The sequence below is a fragment of the Nocardioides sp. YR527 genome, from assembly GCF_900101045.1.
In the GTDB taxonomy this organism is placed as follows: domain Bacteria; phylum Actinomycetota; class Actinomycetes; order Propionibacteriales; family Nocardioidaceae; genus Nocardioides.
The window spans coordinates 152,287-169,772 of record NZ_FNFN01000011.1 but is presented as its reverse complement, the minus strand read 5'-3'; the positions used below and the strand labels follow the sequence as shown (position 1 = coordinate 169,772).

General features: G+C 69.7%; 13 protein-coding genes and 1 pseudogene. 4 read left to right on the top strand and 10 right to left on the bottom strand.

Annotated features, from left to right (window positions below; genetic code table 11):
• Positions 1-408, bottom strand: a pseudogene (locus BLT25_RS27100) (HNH endonuclease); the annotation flags it as partial.
• Positions 409-794: 386 nt separating this feature from the next.
• Here BLT25_RS27100 and BLT25_RS27095 point away from each other — a divergent pair.
• Complete coding sequence (locus BLT25_RS27095; RefSeq protein WP_176884323.1) at positions 795-1,265, top strand: NUDIX hydrolase; 471 nt, start codon at positions 795-797, stop codon at positions 1,263-1,265.
• On the opposite strand, the gene BLT25_RS27090 is transcribed toward BLT25_RS27095, so the two are convergent.
• The 4 genes from BLT25_RS27090 to BLT25_RS27075 form a co-directional block, all read right to left on the bottom strand.
• Positions 1,252-1,791 (bottom strand): putative immunity protein, encoded by a 540-nt coding sequence (locus BLT25_RS27090; RefSeq protein WP_091052557.1) that lies wholly within the window; start codon positions 1,789-1,791, stop codon positions 1,252-1,254. The two genes, BLT25_RS27095 and BLT25_RS27090, sit on opposite strands and share 14 nt — an antisense overlap.
• 10 nt (positions 1,792-1,801) lie before the next feature.
• Positions 1,802-2,776, bottom strand: coding sequence for a ribose-phosphate diphosphokinase (locus BLT25_RS27085; RefSeq protein ID WP_091052555.1), 975 nt, complete (start codon positions 2,774-2,776; stop codon positions 1,802-1,804).
• Positions 2,777-2,850: 74 nt separating this feature from the next.
• Positions 2,851-4,305: a bifunctional UDP-N-acetylglucosamine diphosphorylase/glucosamine-1-phosphate N-acetyltransferase GlmU gene (glmU, locus tag BLT25_RS27080; RefSeq protein ID WP_091052554.1), complete on the bottom strand. Its 1,455-nt coding sequence runs from the start codon at positions 4,303-4,305 to the stop codon at positions 2,851-2,853.
• A gap of 43 nt (positions 4,306-4,348) precedes the next feature.
• Positions 4,349-5,107: an SDR family oxidoreductase gene (locus BLT25_RS27075; protein ID WP_091052552.1), complete on the bottom strand. Its 759-nt coding sequence runs from the start codon at positions 5,105-5,107 to the stop codon at positions 4,349-4,351.
• Between the two features lie 102 nt (positions 5,108-5,209).
• Between BLT25_RS27075 and BLT25_RS27070 the strand changes: the two genes are divergently transcribed.
• Entirely contained in the window at positions 5,210-6,052 is an 843-nt protein-coding gene (locus BLT25_RS27070) for a helix-turn-helix transcriptional regulator (protein WP_091052550.1), read from the top strand.
• Here the strand turns inward: BLT25_RS27070 and BLT25_RS27065 are convergent.
• On the bottom strand, positions 6,039-8,171 hold the full coding sequence (locus tag BLT25_RS27065) for a SpoIIE family protein phosphatase (RefSeq protein ID WP_143033883.1): 2,133 nt from the start codon (positions 8,169-8,171) through the stop codon (positions 6,039-6,041). The genes BLT25_RS27070 and BLT25_RS27065 overlap by 14 nt on opposite strands.
• A 176-nt stretch (positions 8,172-8,347) precedes the next feature.
• Between BLT25_RS27065 and BLT25_RS27060 the strand changes: the two genes are divergently transcribed.
• Both BLT25_RS27060 and BLT25_RS27055 read left to right on the top strand, forming a co-directional pair.
• Positions 8,348-13,669 carry a HAMP domain-containing protein gene (locus BLT25_RS27060; protein WP_091052547.1) on the top strand — a complete coding sequence of 1,774 codons (5,322 nt, stop codon included), beginning with the start codon at positions 8,348-8,350 and terminating at the stop codon, positions 13,667-13,669.
• A gap of 76 nt (positions 13,670-13,745) precedes the next feature.
• A complete protein-coding gene (locus tag BLT25_RS27055; protein WP_091052545.1) occupies positions 13,746-14,378 on the top strand; it encodes a response regulator in 633 nt (210 codons plus the stop codon).
• 16 nt (positions 14,379-14,394) lie between these two features.
• Here the strand turns inward: BLT25_RS27055 and BLT25_RS27050 are convergent, their stop codons facing one another.
• From BLT25_RS27050 to BLT25_RS27035, 4 genes are all read right to left on the bottom strand, one after another.
• Entirely contained in the window at positions 14,395-14,631 is a 237-nt protein-coding gene (locus tag BLT25_RS27050; protein ID WP_091052544.1) for a DUF6752 domain-containing protein, read from the bottom strand.
• Position 14,632: 1 nt separating this feature from the next.
• Entirely contained in the window at positions 14,633-16,246 is a 1,614-nt protein-coding gene (locus BLT25_RS27045; RefSeq protein WP_091052542.1) for a class I SAM-dependent methyltransferase, read from the bottom strand.
• The gene (locus BLT25_RS27040) at positions 16,243-16,674 is read right to left on the bottom strand and encodes an FAD synthase family protein (protein ID WP_091052540.1); all 432 of its coding nucleotides are present in this window, start codon (positions 16,672-16,674) and stop codon (positions 16,243-16,245) included. Before BLT25_RS27040 ends, BLT25_RS27045 begins: the two co-directional genes overlap by 4 nt.
• Before the next feature lie 198 nt (positions 16,675-16,872).
• The gene (locus tag BLT25_RS27035) at positions 16,873-17,472 is read right to left on the bottom strand and encodes a hypothetical protein (RefSeq protein ID WP_091052539.1); all 600 of its coding nucleotides are present in this window, start codon (positions 17,470-17,472) and stop codon (positions 16,873-16,875) included.
• Positions 17,473-17,486 lie beyond the last annotated feature (14 nt).

The following is a 17,486-nucleotide window of genomic DNA, read 5'->3' as shown; positions in this document are numbered from 1 at the left end:
GGCGTCCAACGCTTTGGTGATCACGCGGGCTTTGTCTTGGGACACGACGCCTTCGGCGAGGCCGGCGGCCACGAGGTCGTACTTGGCCACGCCGGTGGCGAGCTTGATCTGGGAGCGGGCGGCGGCCTTGTCGACCAGGAGGTCGGTCCGCATCCATCCGGAAACGTCCTTGGCGCCGGTTTCTTCGGCGATGTCGCCGGCGGTGGCCAGGACGCGGAGTTTCAGTGCGGCTTGTTTGGCGTGGATTCGTTCCAGCCGGGCCAGGCGGTCCTTCTTCTGGCCGGTGCGCCAGTAGGCAGGGTCTGCGGTGAGGAGGTGGTCGAGGGAGGACTCGATGGCGGACATCTCGGCGTCGATCGGGTCGCCGGGCTGGCTGCCCCAGTGGTCGATGTCGTGCTCGAGACTCATCGCTTCCCTCCCTCCAGAGGTGTGTCGTGATGGGTCTGATTCTACGCCCTTCAAGGGATACCTAGCCACCTATAGGTGCAGGTCAGAAGCGGTTTTCGCGGTGAGTGAACGACTTCGCTTCTGTGGATGGTAAGTGGCCCGGAGGGCCACCCTTCCACCCCACAAGCCTCACCAGTCCCGACAGATTCCTCCGCGCCACACCCCGGCCGCCGCCCCGATAGCCAGCCAAATCTTTCTCGACGGGTCCCGGTGTCAAGGACCGCGATAGCGGCCGGCGAAGCCGGCGGCCGAAGGCCGTCCTTTACTCCGGGATCCGTCGAGAACACACTCAGAGCAAGGGTCGGCGGCCCACAGCCCCACGAAGAACCCCAGCTACCGTGACCAACATGCCGACCCCAGACTTCATCCTCGACCTCCGCCGCAAGATCGGGACGGACATGCTCTGGCTCCCCGGCGTGACAGCAGTGGTGCGCAGAGACGACGAGATCCTCCTGGTACAGCGATCCGACAACCGGATGTGGACACCGATCACGGGAATCGTCGACCCGGGCGAGCAGCCGGCGACAGCAGCGGCGCGCGAGGCGAAGGAGGAGACCGGGGTGGACATCTCGGTCGACCGGCTCGCCTCCGTGGGTGCGACGACGCCGATGGCCTATCCCAACGGCGACCAGGCCGTCTACATGGACCATACGTTCAGCTGCACGTGGGTCTCCGGTGAGGCGTACGTGGCTGATGACGAGTCCATGGACGTCGGCTGGTTCCGGGTGGAGGATCTCCCCGAGATGCACCATGAGCTCAGGGCCCGGATCGACGCCGCGCTCTCGGGCGAGATCGCGGCCCGGTTCACCGCCCCCTGAGCTCGCCGCGAAGGCGCGCGTCGAGGATCTTCATGAGCTCCGCGACGCGGCTCTTTCCGACCGGCACCTCGGGATACCGCACGAGCACCCCGATCAGCTCAGGACCAGCCCGCGCGACGGCCCGGTCCAAGGAGACCAGAGCAGCCCCGGGATCGCCCGAGGCCTCGATCTCCGCGATCCGCGCGACGCTCGCCGCGGCACGCAGGATGTGTCCGACCTGATCCGCGGAGGCGAGCGGATGGAGGTAGGCGGCCGAGGCGGCGTCGCCGGCGCTCCGTGCGGCCAGTCGAACTACCTCGGAAGGCGCCTCGGCCGCGGCGCGATGAGCGTCCAAGGAGGTGACGCGCTGGAGCTTCGTACGCCGGGCGCCACCGACGAACTCCCAGGCCGCATCCAGCGCCAGCCTCGGTCGAGGGTCGTCGGGGCAGGCCGCTTCGAACAACGGCAGGACCTCGGCAGCAGTCTCCGCGACGTAGCGTGCGACGACCCGGAGCTCGTCGGTCGTCAGCTCGAAGTCGCCCGGCACGGGGAGTGACTCAGGCGTGACCGTCGAACATCGAGGTCACCGAGCCGTCCTCGAAGACCTCACGGATCGCGCGGGCGAGCATGGGGGCGATGGAGAGCGTGGTGAGCTTGTCGAACTGCTTCTCCTCCGGCACCGGGAGGGTGTTGGTGATGACGACCTCGGTGGCGGTGGAGTTCTTCAGCCGGTCGACGGCAGGGTCGGAGAGGATCGCGTGGGTGGCGCAGATGATCACGCCGGCGGCACCGTCGGCCATCAGCGCGTCGGCGGCCTTCACGATCGTGCCACCGGTGTCGATCATGTCGTCGGTGAGGATGCAGATGCGGTCCTTGACTTCACCCACGACGCGGTTGGCGACGGTCTCGTTGGGCCGGTTGATGTCGCGGGTCTTGTGGATGAACGCCAGCGGCGCCCCACCGAGCCGCGCGGCCCAGCGCTCGGCGACCTTGATCCGGCCGGCGTCGGGAGAGACGACTGCGAGCGGCTGGTTGCCGTACTTGTCCTTGATGTAGTCGGTCAGCAGCGGCAGCGCCATCAGGTGGTCGACGGGACCGTCGAAGTAGCCCTGGAGCTGGTCGGCGTGGAGGTCGACGGAGATGATCCGGTCGGCACCCGCGGTCTTGAACATGTCGGCGACCAGGCGGGCCGAGATCGGCTCGCGACCGCGGTGCTTCTTGTCCTGGCGGGAGTAGCCCCAGAACGGCATCACGACCGTGATCCGCTTGGCCGAGGCGCGCTTGAGCGCGTCGACCATGATCAGGTGCTCCATGAGCCACTGGTTGATCGGCGCCGTGTGCGACTGGATGACGAACGCGTCCGAACCGCGCACCGACTCCTCGTAGCGGACATAGATCTCGGAGTTGGCGAAGTCGTAGGCCGAGGTCGGCGTCAGCTTCGTTCCCAGAAGGTCGGCGACCTCCTCGGCGAGGACCGGGTGAGCCCGGCCGCTGAAGAGCATCATCTGCTTCTCGGTGGTGCGCTTGGTCATGTGCTGGCTCCTACCCCCGGGGTCACTGCACTTGGATTCTCCATCAACTACGCCGCCGGGCCCAACCCCGGGGGTCACTCGCCCGTCGCCGAAGGTTCACCAAGGATCGGTACGCCCGCCTCGAGCGCTTCCTCGGCCGCGGCCGCCTGCGGCGTACCTGCTCGGCGAGCCAGCGCCCAGCCCTCGATGATCCGCTGCTGACCTGCGGAGACGGCCAGCGCACCGGGCGGAACGTCGTCGCGGATCAGGGCCTCTCCACCGGTCGCCGCACCGTCCCCGACGACCACCGGGGCGACGAAGGTCACACCCGAGCCCGACTTCACGTGCCGTCCGATCCGGGTCTTGTGCTTGTTGACCCCGTCGTAGTTGGCAAAGATCGTGCCGGCCCCGATGTTGGTGCCCTCGCCGATCGTCGCGTCGCCGACGTAGGACAGGTGCGGCACCTTGGCTCCGGCACCGATGGTCGAGTTCTTGACCTCGACGAAGCCGCCGATCTTGCCCTCCTCCCCGAGCACCGTGCCCGGGCGCAGGTAGGAGAACGGCCCCACGTTGGCGCCGGGTCCGACGACGGCGAGCTCTGCCTGCGTACGCACCACCCGGGCGCCGTGGCCGACCTCGGTGTCCTTCAGCGTGCAGTCGGGGCCGACCACCGCGTCCTCGTCGATCCGGGTGGCACCGATGAGCTGGGTGCCGGGCAGGATGGTGACGTCGGGCGCGAGCTCGACGTCGGCGTCGATCCAGGTCGTGGCCGGGTCCATCACCGTGACCCCGTCCTTCATCCACCGGGTCACGATCCGCTCGTTGAGGATCTTCCCGAGCGCGGCGAGCTGGGCCCGGTCGTTGGCGCCCTCGGCCTCGCTGACGTCGTCGAGGACGAACGCGTCGACTCCGAGCCCGTCGGCGACCGCCAGCGCGATCGCGTCGGTGAGGTAGAACTCCTTCTTGGCGTTGTCGTTGCCGATCCGCGGGAGGACCTCGGCCAGGAATCCGCCGTCGAAGGCGATGATCCCCGAGTTGATCTCGGTGATCGCCCGCTCCTCGTCGGTCGCGTCCTTCTCCTCGACGATCCCGGCGACCCCGGCGTCCCCTCGCAGGATCCGGCCGTAGCCGAAGGGCTCCGGGACGATCCCGCTCAGGATCGTCGCCGCCCGGCCGGCGGCCTCGTGGTCGGCCACCAGCGCGCGCAGCGACTCACCGCGCAGCAGGGGCGTGTCGCCGTACGTCACCAGGACCGTCCCGCCGGAGACCGCACCGGCCTCGACCGCCACCCGCACCGCGTGCGCCGTGCCGAGCTGCTCGGTCTGGATCGCGATCACGGCCTCGGGGAGGATCTCGGCGATGTGGGGCTCGACCAGCTCTCGCTGGTGGCCCACGACCGCGACGACTCGGGACGCTCCGGCCTCCGAGACCGCGGCCAGAACATGGCCCACGAGACTCCGGCCCGCGATCTGGTGGAGCATCTTGGGAGTCTTGGACTTCATCCGGGTGCCGCCGCCGGCGGCCAGCACGATCACGGTGAGCTCGCTCATGTTGGCTCAGTCTAGGCCGCCGGGCCCGGCCGCCGATCCGGGGTCAGCGGACCCGTTCCTCGGCCGCGTTGAGGACCCCGATGATCTGGTCGTAGTCGCCGCGGACCTCGGCGTAGCGCAGCAGCTTGACCTGCTCGACGAGCACCTCGTGGGCTTCCGGGTCGGCTTCGAGGAGCGCCATCACCTCGTCCACGTAGGCCTCGAGCGGCATGGCGTGCTCGGAGCTCTCGTGGCCCGGCATCAGGGCCGTCCGGACCGCCGGCGGGACGAGCTCGGTGACCTGGATCCCGATCGGCGCCAGCTGCATCCGGATCGACTCGGAGAGCTGGTGGATCGCCGCCTTGGTGGCGTTGTAGGTGGGCGTGAACCGCAGCGGCGTGTGGGCCAGCCCCGAGGAGACGGTGAGGATCGTGGCGCCGGGACGCTCCCGCAGATGCGGCACCAGCGCGTCGATGAGCCGGATCGGACCGAGCAGGTTGGTCACCACGGTCTCCTCGGCATCGGCGAGGAAACCCGGCGCGGTCCAGTCCTCGGGGCGCATGATCCCGGCCATCGCGACGAGCACGTTCAGCTCCGGGAAGCGGCTGACCACATCCGCGGTCGCCTCGGCGATCGAAGCGGCGTCGGCGGTGTCGATGCGGACGGTGTCGAAGCCGTGCACCTGCGCCAGCTCGGAGAGCAGCGACGTACGCCTGCCACCGATGATGACCGTGTTGCCACGCTCCTTCAGGCGCAGGGCAAGAGCGAGACCGATCCCGGAGGTCGCTCCGGGGATGAAGATGGTGTTTCCGGTGATGTTCATGCCTCCACCCTGCGGCGGCCACGCCGTCGGCGGGAGAGACCTGGTGATCGTGGGATCGGCGGTCCCTGGTTGCGTACGCGCGCACCCCGCATGATGGATGCCATGGACCGCGCCTCCCTCGCCGACTTCCTCCGACGCCGCCGTGAGGCGCTCCGCCCGCAGGACGTCGGTCTGGTGACCGGGCCGCGGCGGCGTACGCCCGGCCTGCGCCGTGAGGAGGTGGCCGCGCTGACCGGGATGTCGACCGACTACTACGTACGCCTCGAGCAGCAGCGCGGGCCGCAGCCCTCCGACCAGATGCTCTCCGCGCTCGCCCGGGCGCTACGCCTGACCATCGACGAGCGCGACCACCTCTACCGGCTGGCCGGACACAACGCCCCGCGGCGTACGTTCGAGGACGGGCATGTCGCGCCGGCGTTGCTACGCGTGCTCGACCGACTCGAGGACACTCCGGCGATGATCATGTCCGCACTCGGAGAGACCCTGGTCGCCAACCGGCTCGCGACCACGATCTTCGGGGACCGGGCGGCGCTGACCGGCTGGGACCGCTGCGAGGCCTACCGCTGGTTCACCGACCCCTCGACGCGCGACGTCTACCCGCCGGACTACCACCTCACGCACGGCCGTGGTCTGGTGGCGAGCCTGCGGATGGCCTACGGAGCACTCGGCGAGAACTCCCGCGCCGGCGAGCTCGTACGCCTCCTGCTCCCCAGGTCCGAAGAGTTCCGCGAGCTGTGGGAGCGGCACGAGGTCACCCACCGGTTCGAGGACCACAAGACGCTGCTGCACCCGCACGTCGGGCGCATCGACGTCGACTGCCAGGTGCTGTCCGCCCAGGACCAGGGCCAGGCCCTGCTGGTGCTGACGCCGGTGCCCGGCAGCGAGGCGGAGCAGAAGATCCGGCTGCTCGCGGTGCTCGGCCACGAGGAGTTCAGCGCGCCCTAGGCTGCGCCCTTGCCAGGTCGAGGACGAGAACGGCCATGTCGTCGGAAGGCGGCGCGGAGGAGAAGTCGGTGACCGCCCGCAGCAGCCGGTCGGCGACGACCTGCGCTCCCAGGTCGATCCCCGTGGCGAGGACGGCCTCGACTCCCGCCTCCTCGAACATCGTGTCCTCGGCACGCCGCTCGAGGACTCCGTCGGTGACGACGACGAGCCGGTCGCCGCGCGCCACCGTCACCTCCTCCTCGATGTAGTCGACCGAGTCGAGCACCCCGAGGAGCGCCTGCGGCCGGCCGACCCGGCGGGCCGGCACACCGGGCTCGGTCCGGGTCACCAGGAACGGCGGTGGATGGCCGGCGCAGACGAGCCGCATCCGGAAGCGGGAGGCGGCGGTGACCTCGAGCGTGCCGCACACGAGCGTGATGAACCGACCCCGCAGGCCCTCGTCACCGATCGCGGCGTTGAGCCGCTCCAGGGTCGGCGCGATCGGGATGCCGGCCCGCATCAGCGCCCGCACCGTGTGGCGCGACATCCCGGCGATGGCGGCCGCCTCCGGCCCGACACCGCACACGTCGCCCACCATGAAGCCCCAGCGCCCCGCACCGAGCGCGAAGATGTCGTAGAAGTCGCCGCCGGCGTCGTTGAACTCGCCCGTCGGCTCGTAGCCCACCCCGATGTCGACACCGGGGATCTCCGGCAGCACCGCCGGCAGCAGGCTGCGCTGCAGCGACTGGCCGATCTCCTGCAGCTCGGTGTGGGCGCGGGCGTTGTCGATGGCCAGAGCCGCCCGGCGGGACACCGCCTCCGCCACCATCAAGCGTTCGCGACGCAACGGCTCACCGGCCGGCCTGCCCAGGGTGAGCCAACCGATGATCCGGTTGCGTGCCTCCAGCGGAAGGATCGCGACCTCACCCTCGACGTCGGGCGCGGCCGGAGCCTCGGGACCGTCCGGCTCCGCGTCCTCCAACGCCTCCCGCACCGCGTCGAGCTGGTGCTCGTCGGCATGCCATGCGAACTGGAGCCGCGGATGGTCACGGGCGTCGTTGAGGTAGATGCCGCACCACGTCGCCAGCCGCGGAACCACGATCTGCCCGGTCATCGCCGTCGTCGTCTCCAGGTCCAGCGACGCGGCCAGCATCACGCTGGCCTCGCTCTGGAACGCCAGCCACGCGCGCCGCTCGCTGTCCGCGGCCCGGGTCGAGGCGCGGTCGACGCTGGGCGCGGCCCAGTCCGCGACACGCTGCAGCTGTGCGCCGTCCTCCGTGGTGAAGCTGCCGGGCTCGGCCCCGGCGACCGCCAGCGTCCCGATCACCCTGCCGTCGAAGGCCACCGGCGCGGTCACGAGCGAGCGCAGCTCAAGGCTGCGGAGCAGCTCGACCGGGGTCGCGCGCAGGTCGGCGATCGACAACGGCCGGAACGACGCCTGGCGGCTCGGCGCACCGACCTCGCCGTGGCGTACGCTCCGCCCCTTGAGCGCGTCCGCCTCACCGCTGGTGGCGACGACCACGAACCGTTCCTCCATCTCGTCCTCGAGCAGGAGGTACGCGGCATCGGCGTCGAACAGGTCCCGGGTCTGCTCCACCACCAGCTCGAGCATGTCCGCGAGCGGCAGCTGGTTGAGCGTCAGCCCGGCGAGCCCCAGCGGATCCTGGCCGGCGGAGACGGGCTCCCGGCGGCGTACGTCCCGGTCCTCCGGGCCGTCACCGGCGGGCGCCTCGGCGCCGAGGGTCTCCTCCACCAGCGCGAACGCGGCCCAGACCCGCTTGTGGTCCTTGCGGTACTCCACGCCCCAGGCCGTGGCCAGCGCCGAGGTGATGAGCAGCCCGCGGCCGTGCTCGCCGGTGCCCGGGTGGGCGTTGACACCGAGCGGGAGCACCCGGGTCGGGTGCTGGTCGACGACGTCGATGCGGAGCCGGTCCACCTCGAGCACGACCACGACGGTCATCGGCGTGCCGGCGTGGGTGACGGCGTTGGTGACCAGCTCGCTGGTCAGCAGGATGGCGTCGTCGACGAGGTCCTCGAGGCCCCACTCGGCCAGCACCTTGCGCGCGAAACGGCGCGCTTCGGAGACCGACGTCGGTGCCGGCTCGAAGGTGCGCGACTGCGTCTTGGCTCCGGTGCTCATGACCACCGCCGATTGTGCACCCGTTCGGCGCCGATATGGCACTGATCAAGGCAAGGTACCGGCAGGTAGGTCAAGGAATTACCAGAATCGGTGGTGAACGATCATTTGTGAGCCACGGCGAGCCGCGGAGTGCGACACTTCAGCAGACGCATGTCTCAGCGCGAGAGGAGGCGGGGATGTCCTCATCGGTGGACTCATCGAGGTCGACCACGCTGCCCGAGCAGGTGGCGGTCGATCAGGTCACGCTGCGCCAGCTCAAGGACGCGATGGCCGCGATGCGCGACGGCATCTTCACCGGCCGGCTGGAGCCCGTCGACGGGCCCCTCGGTGATCTGGCCTCCATCCACAACGAGATCGCCGAACGGCTGAACCACCTGACCGGCGAGATCGCGCGCGTACGCCGCGAGGCGGGCCGCGACGGCCACCACGACGAACGGCTCCGGCCGAGCATCGGCGGTGGCGCCTGGGCCGGTGCCGTCGAGGACGCCAACAACCTGGTCGCCGACCTGGCCCGCCCGACCGCCGAGGTCGCCCGGGTCGTCGCCGCGGTCTCCGCGGGTGACCTCACCCAGACGATGGCGGTACGCCATGGCAGCCGCGCCCTCAAGGGCGACCCGCTGCTGGTCGCCAAGAGCGTGAACGGCCTGGTCACCCAGCTCGCCACGATCACCGAGGAGATCGCCCGGGTCACCCGTGAGGTCGGCACCGAGGGCAAGCTCGGCGGTCGCGCCCGGGTACGCAACGCGTCGGGCACCTGGCGCGACCTCGTCGACGCGGTCAACACGATGTCGTCGAAGCTGACCGCCCAGGTCCGCGACATCGCCGAGGTCACCACCGCGGTCGCCAACGGCGACCTGTCCCGCACGGTCACCATCGAGGTCTCCGGCGAGATGGCGCAACTCAAGGACACCGTCGACCGGATGGTCGGCCAGCTGTCCTCGTTCGCCGCCGAGGTCACCCGCGTCGCCCGCGAGGTCGGCACCGAGGGCCGCCTCGGCGGCCAGGCCGACGTACGCGGCGTCTCCGGCACCTGGCGCGACCTGACCGACTCGGTCAACACGATGGCCTCCAACCTGACCTCCCAGGTGCGCGGGATCTCCTCGGTCGCCAAGGCCGTCGCCCTCGGCGACCTGTCGCAGCAGATCACGGTCACCGCGCGGGGCGAGGTCGCCGAGCTGGCCGAGACGCTCAACTCGATGACCGCCACCTTGCAGACCTTCGCCGACGAGGTCACCCGCGTCGCCCGCGAGGTCGGCACCGAGGGCATCCTCGGAGGTCAGGCCGAGGTTCCCGGCGTGGCCGGTCGATGGAAGGACCTCACCGACTCCGTCAACTCCATGGCCTCCAACCTGACCAACCAGGTCCGCGACATCGCCCAGGTCACCACCGCGGTGGCCGGCGGCGACCTCTCCCAGAAGATCACCGTCGACGTACGCGGCGAGCTCGCCGAGCTCAAGACCACCGTCAACACCATGGTCGACCAACTCTCCGCCTTCGCCGACGAGGTCACCCGCGTCGCCCGCGAGGTCGGCACCGACGGCAAGCTGGGCGGCCAGGCCGAGGTGCCGGGCGTCGGCGGCCGGTGGAAGGACCTCACCGACTCCGTCAACTCCATGGCGACCAACCTGACCAACCAGGTCCGCAACATCGCCCAGGTCACCACCGCGGTGGCCGGCGGCGACCTCTCCCAGAAGATCACCGTCGACGTACGCGGCGAGCTCGCCGAGCTCAAGACCACCGTCAACACCATGGTCGACCAGCTCTCCTCCTTCGCCGACGAGGTCACCCGCGTCGCGCGCGAGGTCGGTGGCGAGGGTCAGCTCGGCGGCCAGGCGGCGGTGCCCGGCGTCTCCGGCACCTGGCGTGACCTGACCGACTCGGTGAACTTCATGGCCGGCACGCTGACCGCCCAGGTCCGCAACATCGCCCAGGTCACCACCGCGGTGGCCCGCGGCGACCTGAGCCGGCAGATCACCGTCGACGCCCGCGGCGAGATCCTCGAGCTCAAGTCGACCATCAACACCATGGTCGACCAGCTCTCCTCCTTCGCCGCCGAGGTCACCCGTGTCGCCCGCGAGGTCGGCACCGAGGGCCGCCTCGGCGGCCAGGCCGACGTACACGACGTCTCGGGCACCTGGAAGGACCTCACCGACTCGGTCAACTCGATGGCCTCCAACCTGACCTCCCAGGTCCGCAACATCGCCCAAGTCACCACCGCCGTCGCCCGCGGCGACCTGACCCAGAAGATCACCGTCGACGCCCGCGGCGAGATCCTCGAGCTCAAGTCGACCATCAACACCATGGTCGACCAGCTCGGGTCGTTCGCCGACGAAGTCACCCGCGTCGCCCGCGAGGTCGGCACCGAGGGCGCGCTCGGCGGTCAGGCGCAGGTGCCCGGCGTCGCCGGCACCTGGCGCGACCTGACCGTCTCGGTGAACTCGATGGCCTCCAACCTGACCAACCAGGTCCGCAGCATCGCCCAGGTCTCCAAGGCGGTCTCGCAGGGCGACCTCTCGCAGAAGATCTCCATCGAGGCCCGCGGTGAGGTCGCCGCCCTGGCCGGCACCCTCAACGCGATGGTCGACACGCTGCGTACGTTCGCGGACGAGGTCACCCGTGTCGCCCGCGAGGTCGGCACCGAGGGATCGCTGGGCGGACAGGCCCACGTACGCGGCGTGGCCGGCACCTGGAAGGACCTCACCGACTCGGTCAACTCGATGGCCTCCAACCTGACCTCCCAGGTCCGCAACATCGCCCAGGTCACCACCGCGGTCGCCCGCGGCGACCTGACCCAGAAGATCACCGTCGACGCCCGCGGCGAGATCCTCGAGCTCAAGTCGACCATCAACACCATGGTCGACCAGCTCGGGTCCTTCGCCGACGAAGTCACCCGCGTCGCCCGCGAGGTCGGCACCGAGGGCAAGCTCGGCGGCCAGGCCGAGGTCGCCGACGTCTCCGGCACCTGGCGCGGGCTGACGGAGAACGTCAACCAGCTCGCCCTCACGCTGACCACCCAGCTCCGCGCGATCGCCGAGGTCTCCGCCGCGGTGACCCAGGGCGACCTGAGCCGGCAGATCACCGTCGGCGCCGCCGGCGAGGTGGCCGACCTGAAGGACAACCTCAACGAGATGATCGACTCGCTCCGCGAGACCACCAGGGCCAACGAGGACCAGGACTGGCTCAAGACCAACCTGGCCCGGTTCACCGGTCACATGCAGGGCGGGCGCGACCTGCTCGAGGTCGCTCGGCTGATCGTCTCCGAGCTCACCCCGCTGGTCGGCGCGCAGCAGGGTTCGATCTTCCTCACCGACCAGATCTCCGAGCACGGCGGCCCCAAGGTCCTGCGCCGGATCGCCTCCTACGGCTACCAGCCCAGCGCCGACGTCCCCGATGTCTTCGCCCTCGGTGAGGGTCTGGTCGGGCAGGCGGCCTACGACCGGCAGCCGATCGTCGTACGCGACGTGCCGGCCGACTTCCTGCGGATCTCCTCCGGACACGGGTCGGCCGCCCCGACCTCGATCGTGGTGCTCCCGGTGGCCTTCGAGGAGAAGGTGATCGGTGTCGTCGAGCTCGCCTCGTTCCGCCCGTTCAGCACCGTCCACATGCAGTTCCTCGAGCAGCTCGCCGAGTCGATCGGGGTCTCGCTCAACGCGATCATGGCCAGCTCGCGCACCGAGGAGCTGCTGGTCGAGTCGCAGCGGCTCGCCGCCGAGCTGCAGGACAAGCAGGACGAGGGCGAGCGTCAGCAGGTGGAGCTGCAGCAGTCCAACGCCGCCCTGGAGGAGAAGGCGCGCCAGCTGGCCGACCAGAACCAAGCGATCGAGATCAAGAACCTCGAGATCGAGGACGCCCGGCGTGGCCTCGAGGAGCGCGCCGAGCAGCTCGCCCTCTCGTCCCGCTACAAGTCCGAGTTCCTGGCCAACATGTCGCACGAGCTGCGTACACCGCTCAACTCGCTGCTCATCCTGGCCCGGCTGCTCTCCGACAACGTCGACGGAAACCTCAACCCCCGCCAGGTCGAGTACTCCCGCACCATCCACGGCGCCGGCACCGACCTGCTCCAGCTGATCAACGACATCCTCGACCTGTCCAAGGTCGAGGCGGGGAAGATGGACGTCCATGTCACCGACGTCGCGGTGACCTCGGTGGTCGAGTACGTCGAGGCGACCTTCCGGCCGCTGACCGCCGAGAAGGACCTCGACTTCATCGTCAGCGTCGACCCCGACGTGCCCCGCGTGCTCCGATCGGACCAGCACCGTCTGCAGCAGGTGCTGCGCAACCTGCTCTCCAACGCGGTGAAGTTCACAGACGGCGGCGGTGTCCGGCTGCTCATCCGCAACGCCTCCGGCGAACGCTTCTCGACATCGCGCCTGCAGCAGGCCGACTCGGTGCTGGCGTTCTCGGTGGTCGACACAGGCATCGGCATCCCGCCGGAGAAGCTGAGGGTCATCTTCGAGGCGTTCCAGCAGGCCGACGGCACGATCAGCCGCAAGTTCGGCGGCACCGGCCTCGGCCTGTCGATCAGCCGCGAGGTCGCCCACCTGATCGGCGGCGAGATCCAGGTCAAGAGCGAGCCCGGCCACGGCAGCTCCTTCACCCTGTACGTCCCCAGGATCAGCTTCGAGACGGCCGACGCCCAGCCCCCCACGCCTGCTGTCGACGAGCAGGGTGCCACCGACAGGAGAGCCGACCAGGTCCTGCTGGTCCTCAGCGGCGGCAGCGACGAGTCCGGCCCCGGCACCAGCGCCGTCGTGGAGGCCCTGTTCGGCTCGGTCGACGAGGTCGAGACGGTCTTCGGCACCTCGCCCGAGGAGGCTCAGACGGTCCTGGCCGACCGCGACGTCGACTGCGTGGTCCTCGACCTTCCGCTGGCGGACGGAGGCTTCGACGTGCTCCGCTGGATGCGCACCCACAAGCGCACCAAGAACATCCCCGTCGTGCTGAGTAGGGTCGGCGAGGTGACCAAGGCCCAGCAGAGCCGTCTGGACCGGTACACCCAGGCGATGACCCTCAAGACGCCGGCAACCACCGAGGAGGCGATCGACGACGTGAGCGTGCTGCTGGGCCGGCCAGGGCCGCAGCCCACCAGGTCGTACGTCCCCGAGCCGGCCGACCCGAACGGCCAATTCGTGGGTCGGCGGATCCTGATCGTCGACGACGACGTACGCAACGTCTTCGCGCTCACCAGCGCGCTCGAGCAGCACGGCATCGACGTCATCTACGCGGAGTCCGGGGAGGCCGGGATCGAGGCGCTCCAGCGGGAGCCGGGTGTCGACCTCGTGCTGATGGACATCATGATGCCGGGCATGGACGGTCTGACCGCGATGCGCCTGATCCGGGACATCCCGCAGTTCAAGAGCCTGCCGATGATCGCGCTGACCGCGAAGGCGATGACCGGGGACCGCGAGGACAGCCTCGCCGCCGGCGCCTCGGAGTACATCACCAAACCGGTCGACGTCGCCGACCTGCTCTCGCTGTTCCGGTTGTGGTTGTCATGAGCGCGCGCCAGCGAGCGACAGCAGGCCTCAGGCCGCCGCTTCCGTACTCTCCGCTTCTCACTACGGAGGCGGCGGAATGAGCGAGCGTCAGGGGACCGCGAAGATCCTGCTCGTCGACGACCGTGCCGCCAACCTGGTCGCGCTCGAGGCCATCCTCGGCTCGCTCGACCAGACCCTCGTCCGCGCGGGGTCCGGCGAGGACGCGCTCCGCGCCCTGCTCCACGACGACTTCGCGCTGATCCTGCTCGACGCCCAGATGCCTGGGATGGACGGTTTCGAGACGGCCGCCCGGATCAAGGCGCGGGAGCGCACCAAGGACGTCCCGATCATCTTCCTGACCGCGAACGACTTCGACACCCATCTGGCCTACCGCGGCTACGCGACCGGCGCCGCCGACTTCCTCGCCAAGCCGTTCGACCCGTGGCTGCTGCGCGCGAAGGTGCAGGTCTTCGTCGACCTGTGGCACGCCAGCCGCAAGCTCAGCACCCAGGCGGACCTGCTGCGCCGGTCCCTGGACGAGCGCCGTACGACGGTGCCCGGCCGGGTCGATGTCGACGTCGTCGCCGACCTCCGCTCCCGCCTCGCCGGCGTCGAGGAGGCGGTCGCCGACCTGGACGTCGGCGCCGACATGGGCCCCGGTGGCGATGCCCGCCGTCGGCTCGGCCAGCGGATCGAAGACCTCAGGCAGGCCCTCGAAGCGCTGGGCTGAGTCAGACCAGAAGGAATCAGATCCGTGAGCGGTACTCCGCGAGGATCTTCTCCGCCTTCTCCTTGTCGGCGTCCTGCAGCGGGATGAGCAGCTCGGCGACCACATCGGTCAGCTCGGCGACGCGCCGGTTCAGCTGACGCTGCTCCTGCACCTCGGCCTCGAGCGCCTCGATGCGGCGCACCAGCGAGGCACGCGTACGGGCCGCGTCACGGGCGCCGCGAGCGATGTTCTTGATGCCGGAATCGTCGGACATGTCAGTTTCCTTCTGCAGACTGCTGTGCCAGATTGTGGGGCGAGGGCCAGGAGGCGCGCAGCCGCGCGACCCGCGGCAGCGGGTCCTCGAGCATGTTCCGGCCGTCGACGATCTCGAGGTGCTCGACCACACCGCCGGCCGCCTCGATCTCGGCCTGGACGAGCGCGGGGTCCACGCGGCGTACGAGACCTTCGGGCTTCGGCTCGGGCAGGTTCTCACCGGTCGCCGCGAACTCGAGGTAGAGCTTGCCGCCACCGGGACGCAGCGCCATCTTCGACAGGGTCCAGAGCTGGTGCCGGGCCGCCTTGTCGAGGCAGCCGACCAGGTCGCGGGCGTAGAGATGGTGGGGGTCGCGGGCCAGCCGCGCACCCAGCGTCAGCGTCGAACGGAGCTCGCCGAGGATGAGCTGGTCGGAGACCAGCGGAAGCTTGTGGCGCTCGGCCCGGCGGCGTACGGCGGCCACCGCGGCCCGGGAGAAGTCCACCGAGTGCACCTGGTGGCCCTTGCGGGCGAAGAAGCGACCGTCACGCCCGATCGCGCCGGAGCCGAGGTCGACCACCTTCGCGTCCTCGGGCAGCTGCTTGAAGACCCACGTCGCGAAGTAGGACTGCTTGGTCTCGAGCTCGCTGCCCTGGGTGTTGTGGAACTCGGTCCAGAACCCCATGTCGGTGCGGAAGCCGCGCAGCCAGCCGTCCAGTCGACGTACGCCGGCCGGCGGGTCGGCGTACTTGAACGACGGGTCCGGGGTGCGCCACTTCGGGCCGTAGATGAAGGCCAGCATCTCCTCGGGCTCGGCGGGAGCCGGGAAGTCGTAGCCGTGCAGGTTGATCGTCGAGACCGGCACGATCGCCTCGCGGCGCAGCCGTCCGGAGCGGTTGCCGAGCTGGTAGAAGACCGGCTCGCCGTCCTTGTCGGGCACGTAGAACGCCACGAAGATGTCGATGTGCACCTTGCGGCCGTCGGAGACCTGGTGCAGCACCTTGATGTCGCCGCCGGACATCCGCAGGATGCTCCAGCCACGCTCGCGCATGGTGCGCTCGATGGCGTACGACTCGGCGATGATCTCGGCGGGCACGGTGTGCTTGGAGAGGTAGCAGACGTCCGTGTCGGAGTCGTGGCCGAGCATCCGGCCCTCGCGGATCGCGCCGAGGAGAGCCCCGTAGTTGAGGTAGGCCTCGACGCCGACCACGTCGCGGAGGTCGGCGAGGACGCGCTGGGTGCCGTCGAGGATCTCCGCGCGGATGCTCTCGTCGGTGGCCTCGAAGGAGCGGGTCAGGTGGCCGACCTTGTCGACGCTGAGCGGGTTGCCGCTGCCGTCGACGATCGAGATGTTGCCCTCACCGGACCCGAGAACGACCTTGTCCTCGAAGAGGACCTCGCCCTCGTAGTCGGCGATGGTGACCGTCGCGGAGCCGTCCAGGAACCGGGTGAGCACGGTCGGCCACGGCACCATGGTGCCGCCGTCGACCCGGTGGCCGTCGCGGTCGGGGGTGAGGGACCAGACGTACTGGCCGTCGACGGAGAGGATCAGGACCGACGTCGAGGAGTCCCGGACAAGGACCCCGTCGTCGGAGATCTCGAACTGTCCGCCAGGTGTGGGGGCACTGCCGGTCACGAGACCTGGGCATCCTCTCGCGCGATGGCCTTCCGCAGAGCGGTGCTGCTGGTCTGGAGCGTGTAGGGGAAGTAGACGACCTCGACACCGACCGACGCCATCTTCTTCTCGAGCGCGTCGCCCTTCTCGGTGCCCTTCCAGTCATCGCCCTTGAAGAGGTGGGTGAACCCGACCTCGCGCCAGGAGTCGACCTTGTCGGTGGTGCGCTCGGCGTAGACCGCGTCCACGATCCCGATCGCCTCGACGATCTCCAGCCTCTCGACGAGCGGGACGGTCGGGATGATTCCCTTCGTCGTCTCGCAGACCTCGTCGGAGACCACACCCGCGATCAACGTGTCGCAGCGCTCTCGCGCCTGGCGCAGCATGTTGAGGTGACCGATGTGGAAGAGATCGAACACGCCAGGTACGTAACCGATGATCGGCTCCATGCCCACGCTTCCTCCAAGTGTTTGTCGATTAGTTTGGGCGACTTTACACCCTGCTCCCCCACGACCTTGATACAGGCCAGTATCCATACCACCCTGCGCGTCCCCGCAATCACCAACGCGACACGCGGACGTACGCAGGAAGCCCGGTGACCTTACACGAAGATGAACGGCGCGCGGCCATCAATGGCGAAGCCCGAGTCAGCCGGGCGGCATGACCCCGACGACGACGAGCAGTCCGGGAAGGCCGAGGAACAGCAGTCCGAGGAGGACCGGGCCACCGAGTACGCCCAGGAGAATGGTGACCCTCGTGACGGCGTACCGCCGCAGGTAGGACACCGCGAGCACCCCGAATCCCGCGGCCGAGACGACCGAGCCGAGGAGGTACGCCACAGAACGTGGGCCGAGGTCGGCCGGGGAGCCGCTCGCTCCCACGAGGATCGCACCGGCCTCCACCATGCTGCCGACCGCGTCGAGCGCGAGCGTCGCGAAAGCACCCCAGAGAAGCACCGACATGACCCATGGCGTCGCGAACCGGACCGGGCGGGCGGCAACCGAGAGCAGAGCCACCGCGGCGCCGAGCACCTTCAGGCCCGTGACGACCCAGTTCATGACCGAGAGCCCGGCGGCGTACTCGGCGTAGCGGCCCTCGGCGAACCGATCGGTGACCTCGAAGGCGACGTTCGCCCCGGCGAACGCCAGACAGCCCAACGCCATCAGCACGGCGACGGCGATGATGGCAGGGCTTGCGGCCCGCGCCGCGGGCGCCACCGGTCCCTTCTGGCTCGCGAGAGTCGTCATGGTCCCGACGCTAC

Coding starts and splice junctions, on each gene's coding strand:
- BLT25_RS27095 (WP_176884323.1), top strand. CDS start 795: ATGCCGACCCCAGACTTCATCCTCGACCTCCGCCGCAAGATCGGGACG.
- BLT25_RS27085 (WP_091052555.1), bottom strand. CDS start 2,776: ATGACCAAGCGCACCACCGAGAAGCAGATGATGCTCTTCAGCGGCCGG.
- glmU (WP_091052554.1), bottom strand. CDS start 4,305: ATGAGCGAGCTCACCGTGATCGTGCTGGCCGCCGGCGGCGGCACCCGG.
- BLT25_RS27075 (WP_091052552.1), bottom strand. CDS start 5,107: ATGAACATCACCGGAAACACCATCTTCATCCCCGGAGCGACCTCCGGG.
- BLT25_RS27070 (WP_091052550.1), top strand. CDS start 5,210: ATGGACCGCGCCTCCCTCGCCGACTTCCTCCGACGCCGCCGTGAGGCG.
- BLT25_RS27065 (WP_143033883.1), bottom strand. CDS start 8,171: ATGAGCACCGGAGCCAAGACGCAGTCGCGCACCTTCGAGCCGGCACCG.
- BLT25_RS27060 (WP_091052547.1), top strand. CDS start 8,348: ATGTCCTCATCGGTGGACTCATCGAGGTCGACCACGCTGCCCGAGCAG.
- BLT25_RS27055 (WP_091052545.1), top strand. CDS start 13,746: ATGAGCGAGCGTCAGGGGACCGCGAAGATCCTGCTCGTCGACGACCGT.
- BLT25_RS27050 (WP_091052544.1), bottom strand. CDS start 14,631: ATGTCCGACGATTCCGGCATCAAGAACATCGCTCGCGGCGCCCGTGAC.
- BLT25_RS27040 (WP_091052540.1), bottom strand. CDS start 16,674: ATGGAGCCGATCATCGGTTACGTACCTGGCGTGTTCGATCTCTTCCAC.
- BLT25_RS27035 (WP_091052539.1), bottom strand. CDS start 17,472: ATGACGACTCTCGCGAGCCAGAAGGGACCGGTGGCGCCCGCGGCGCGG.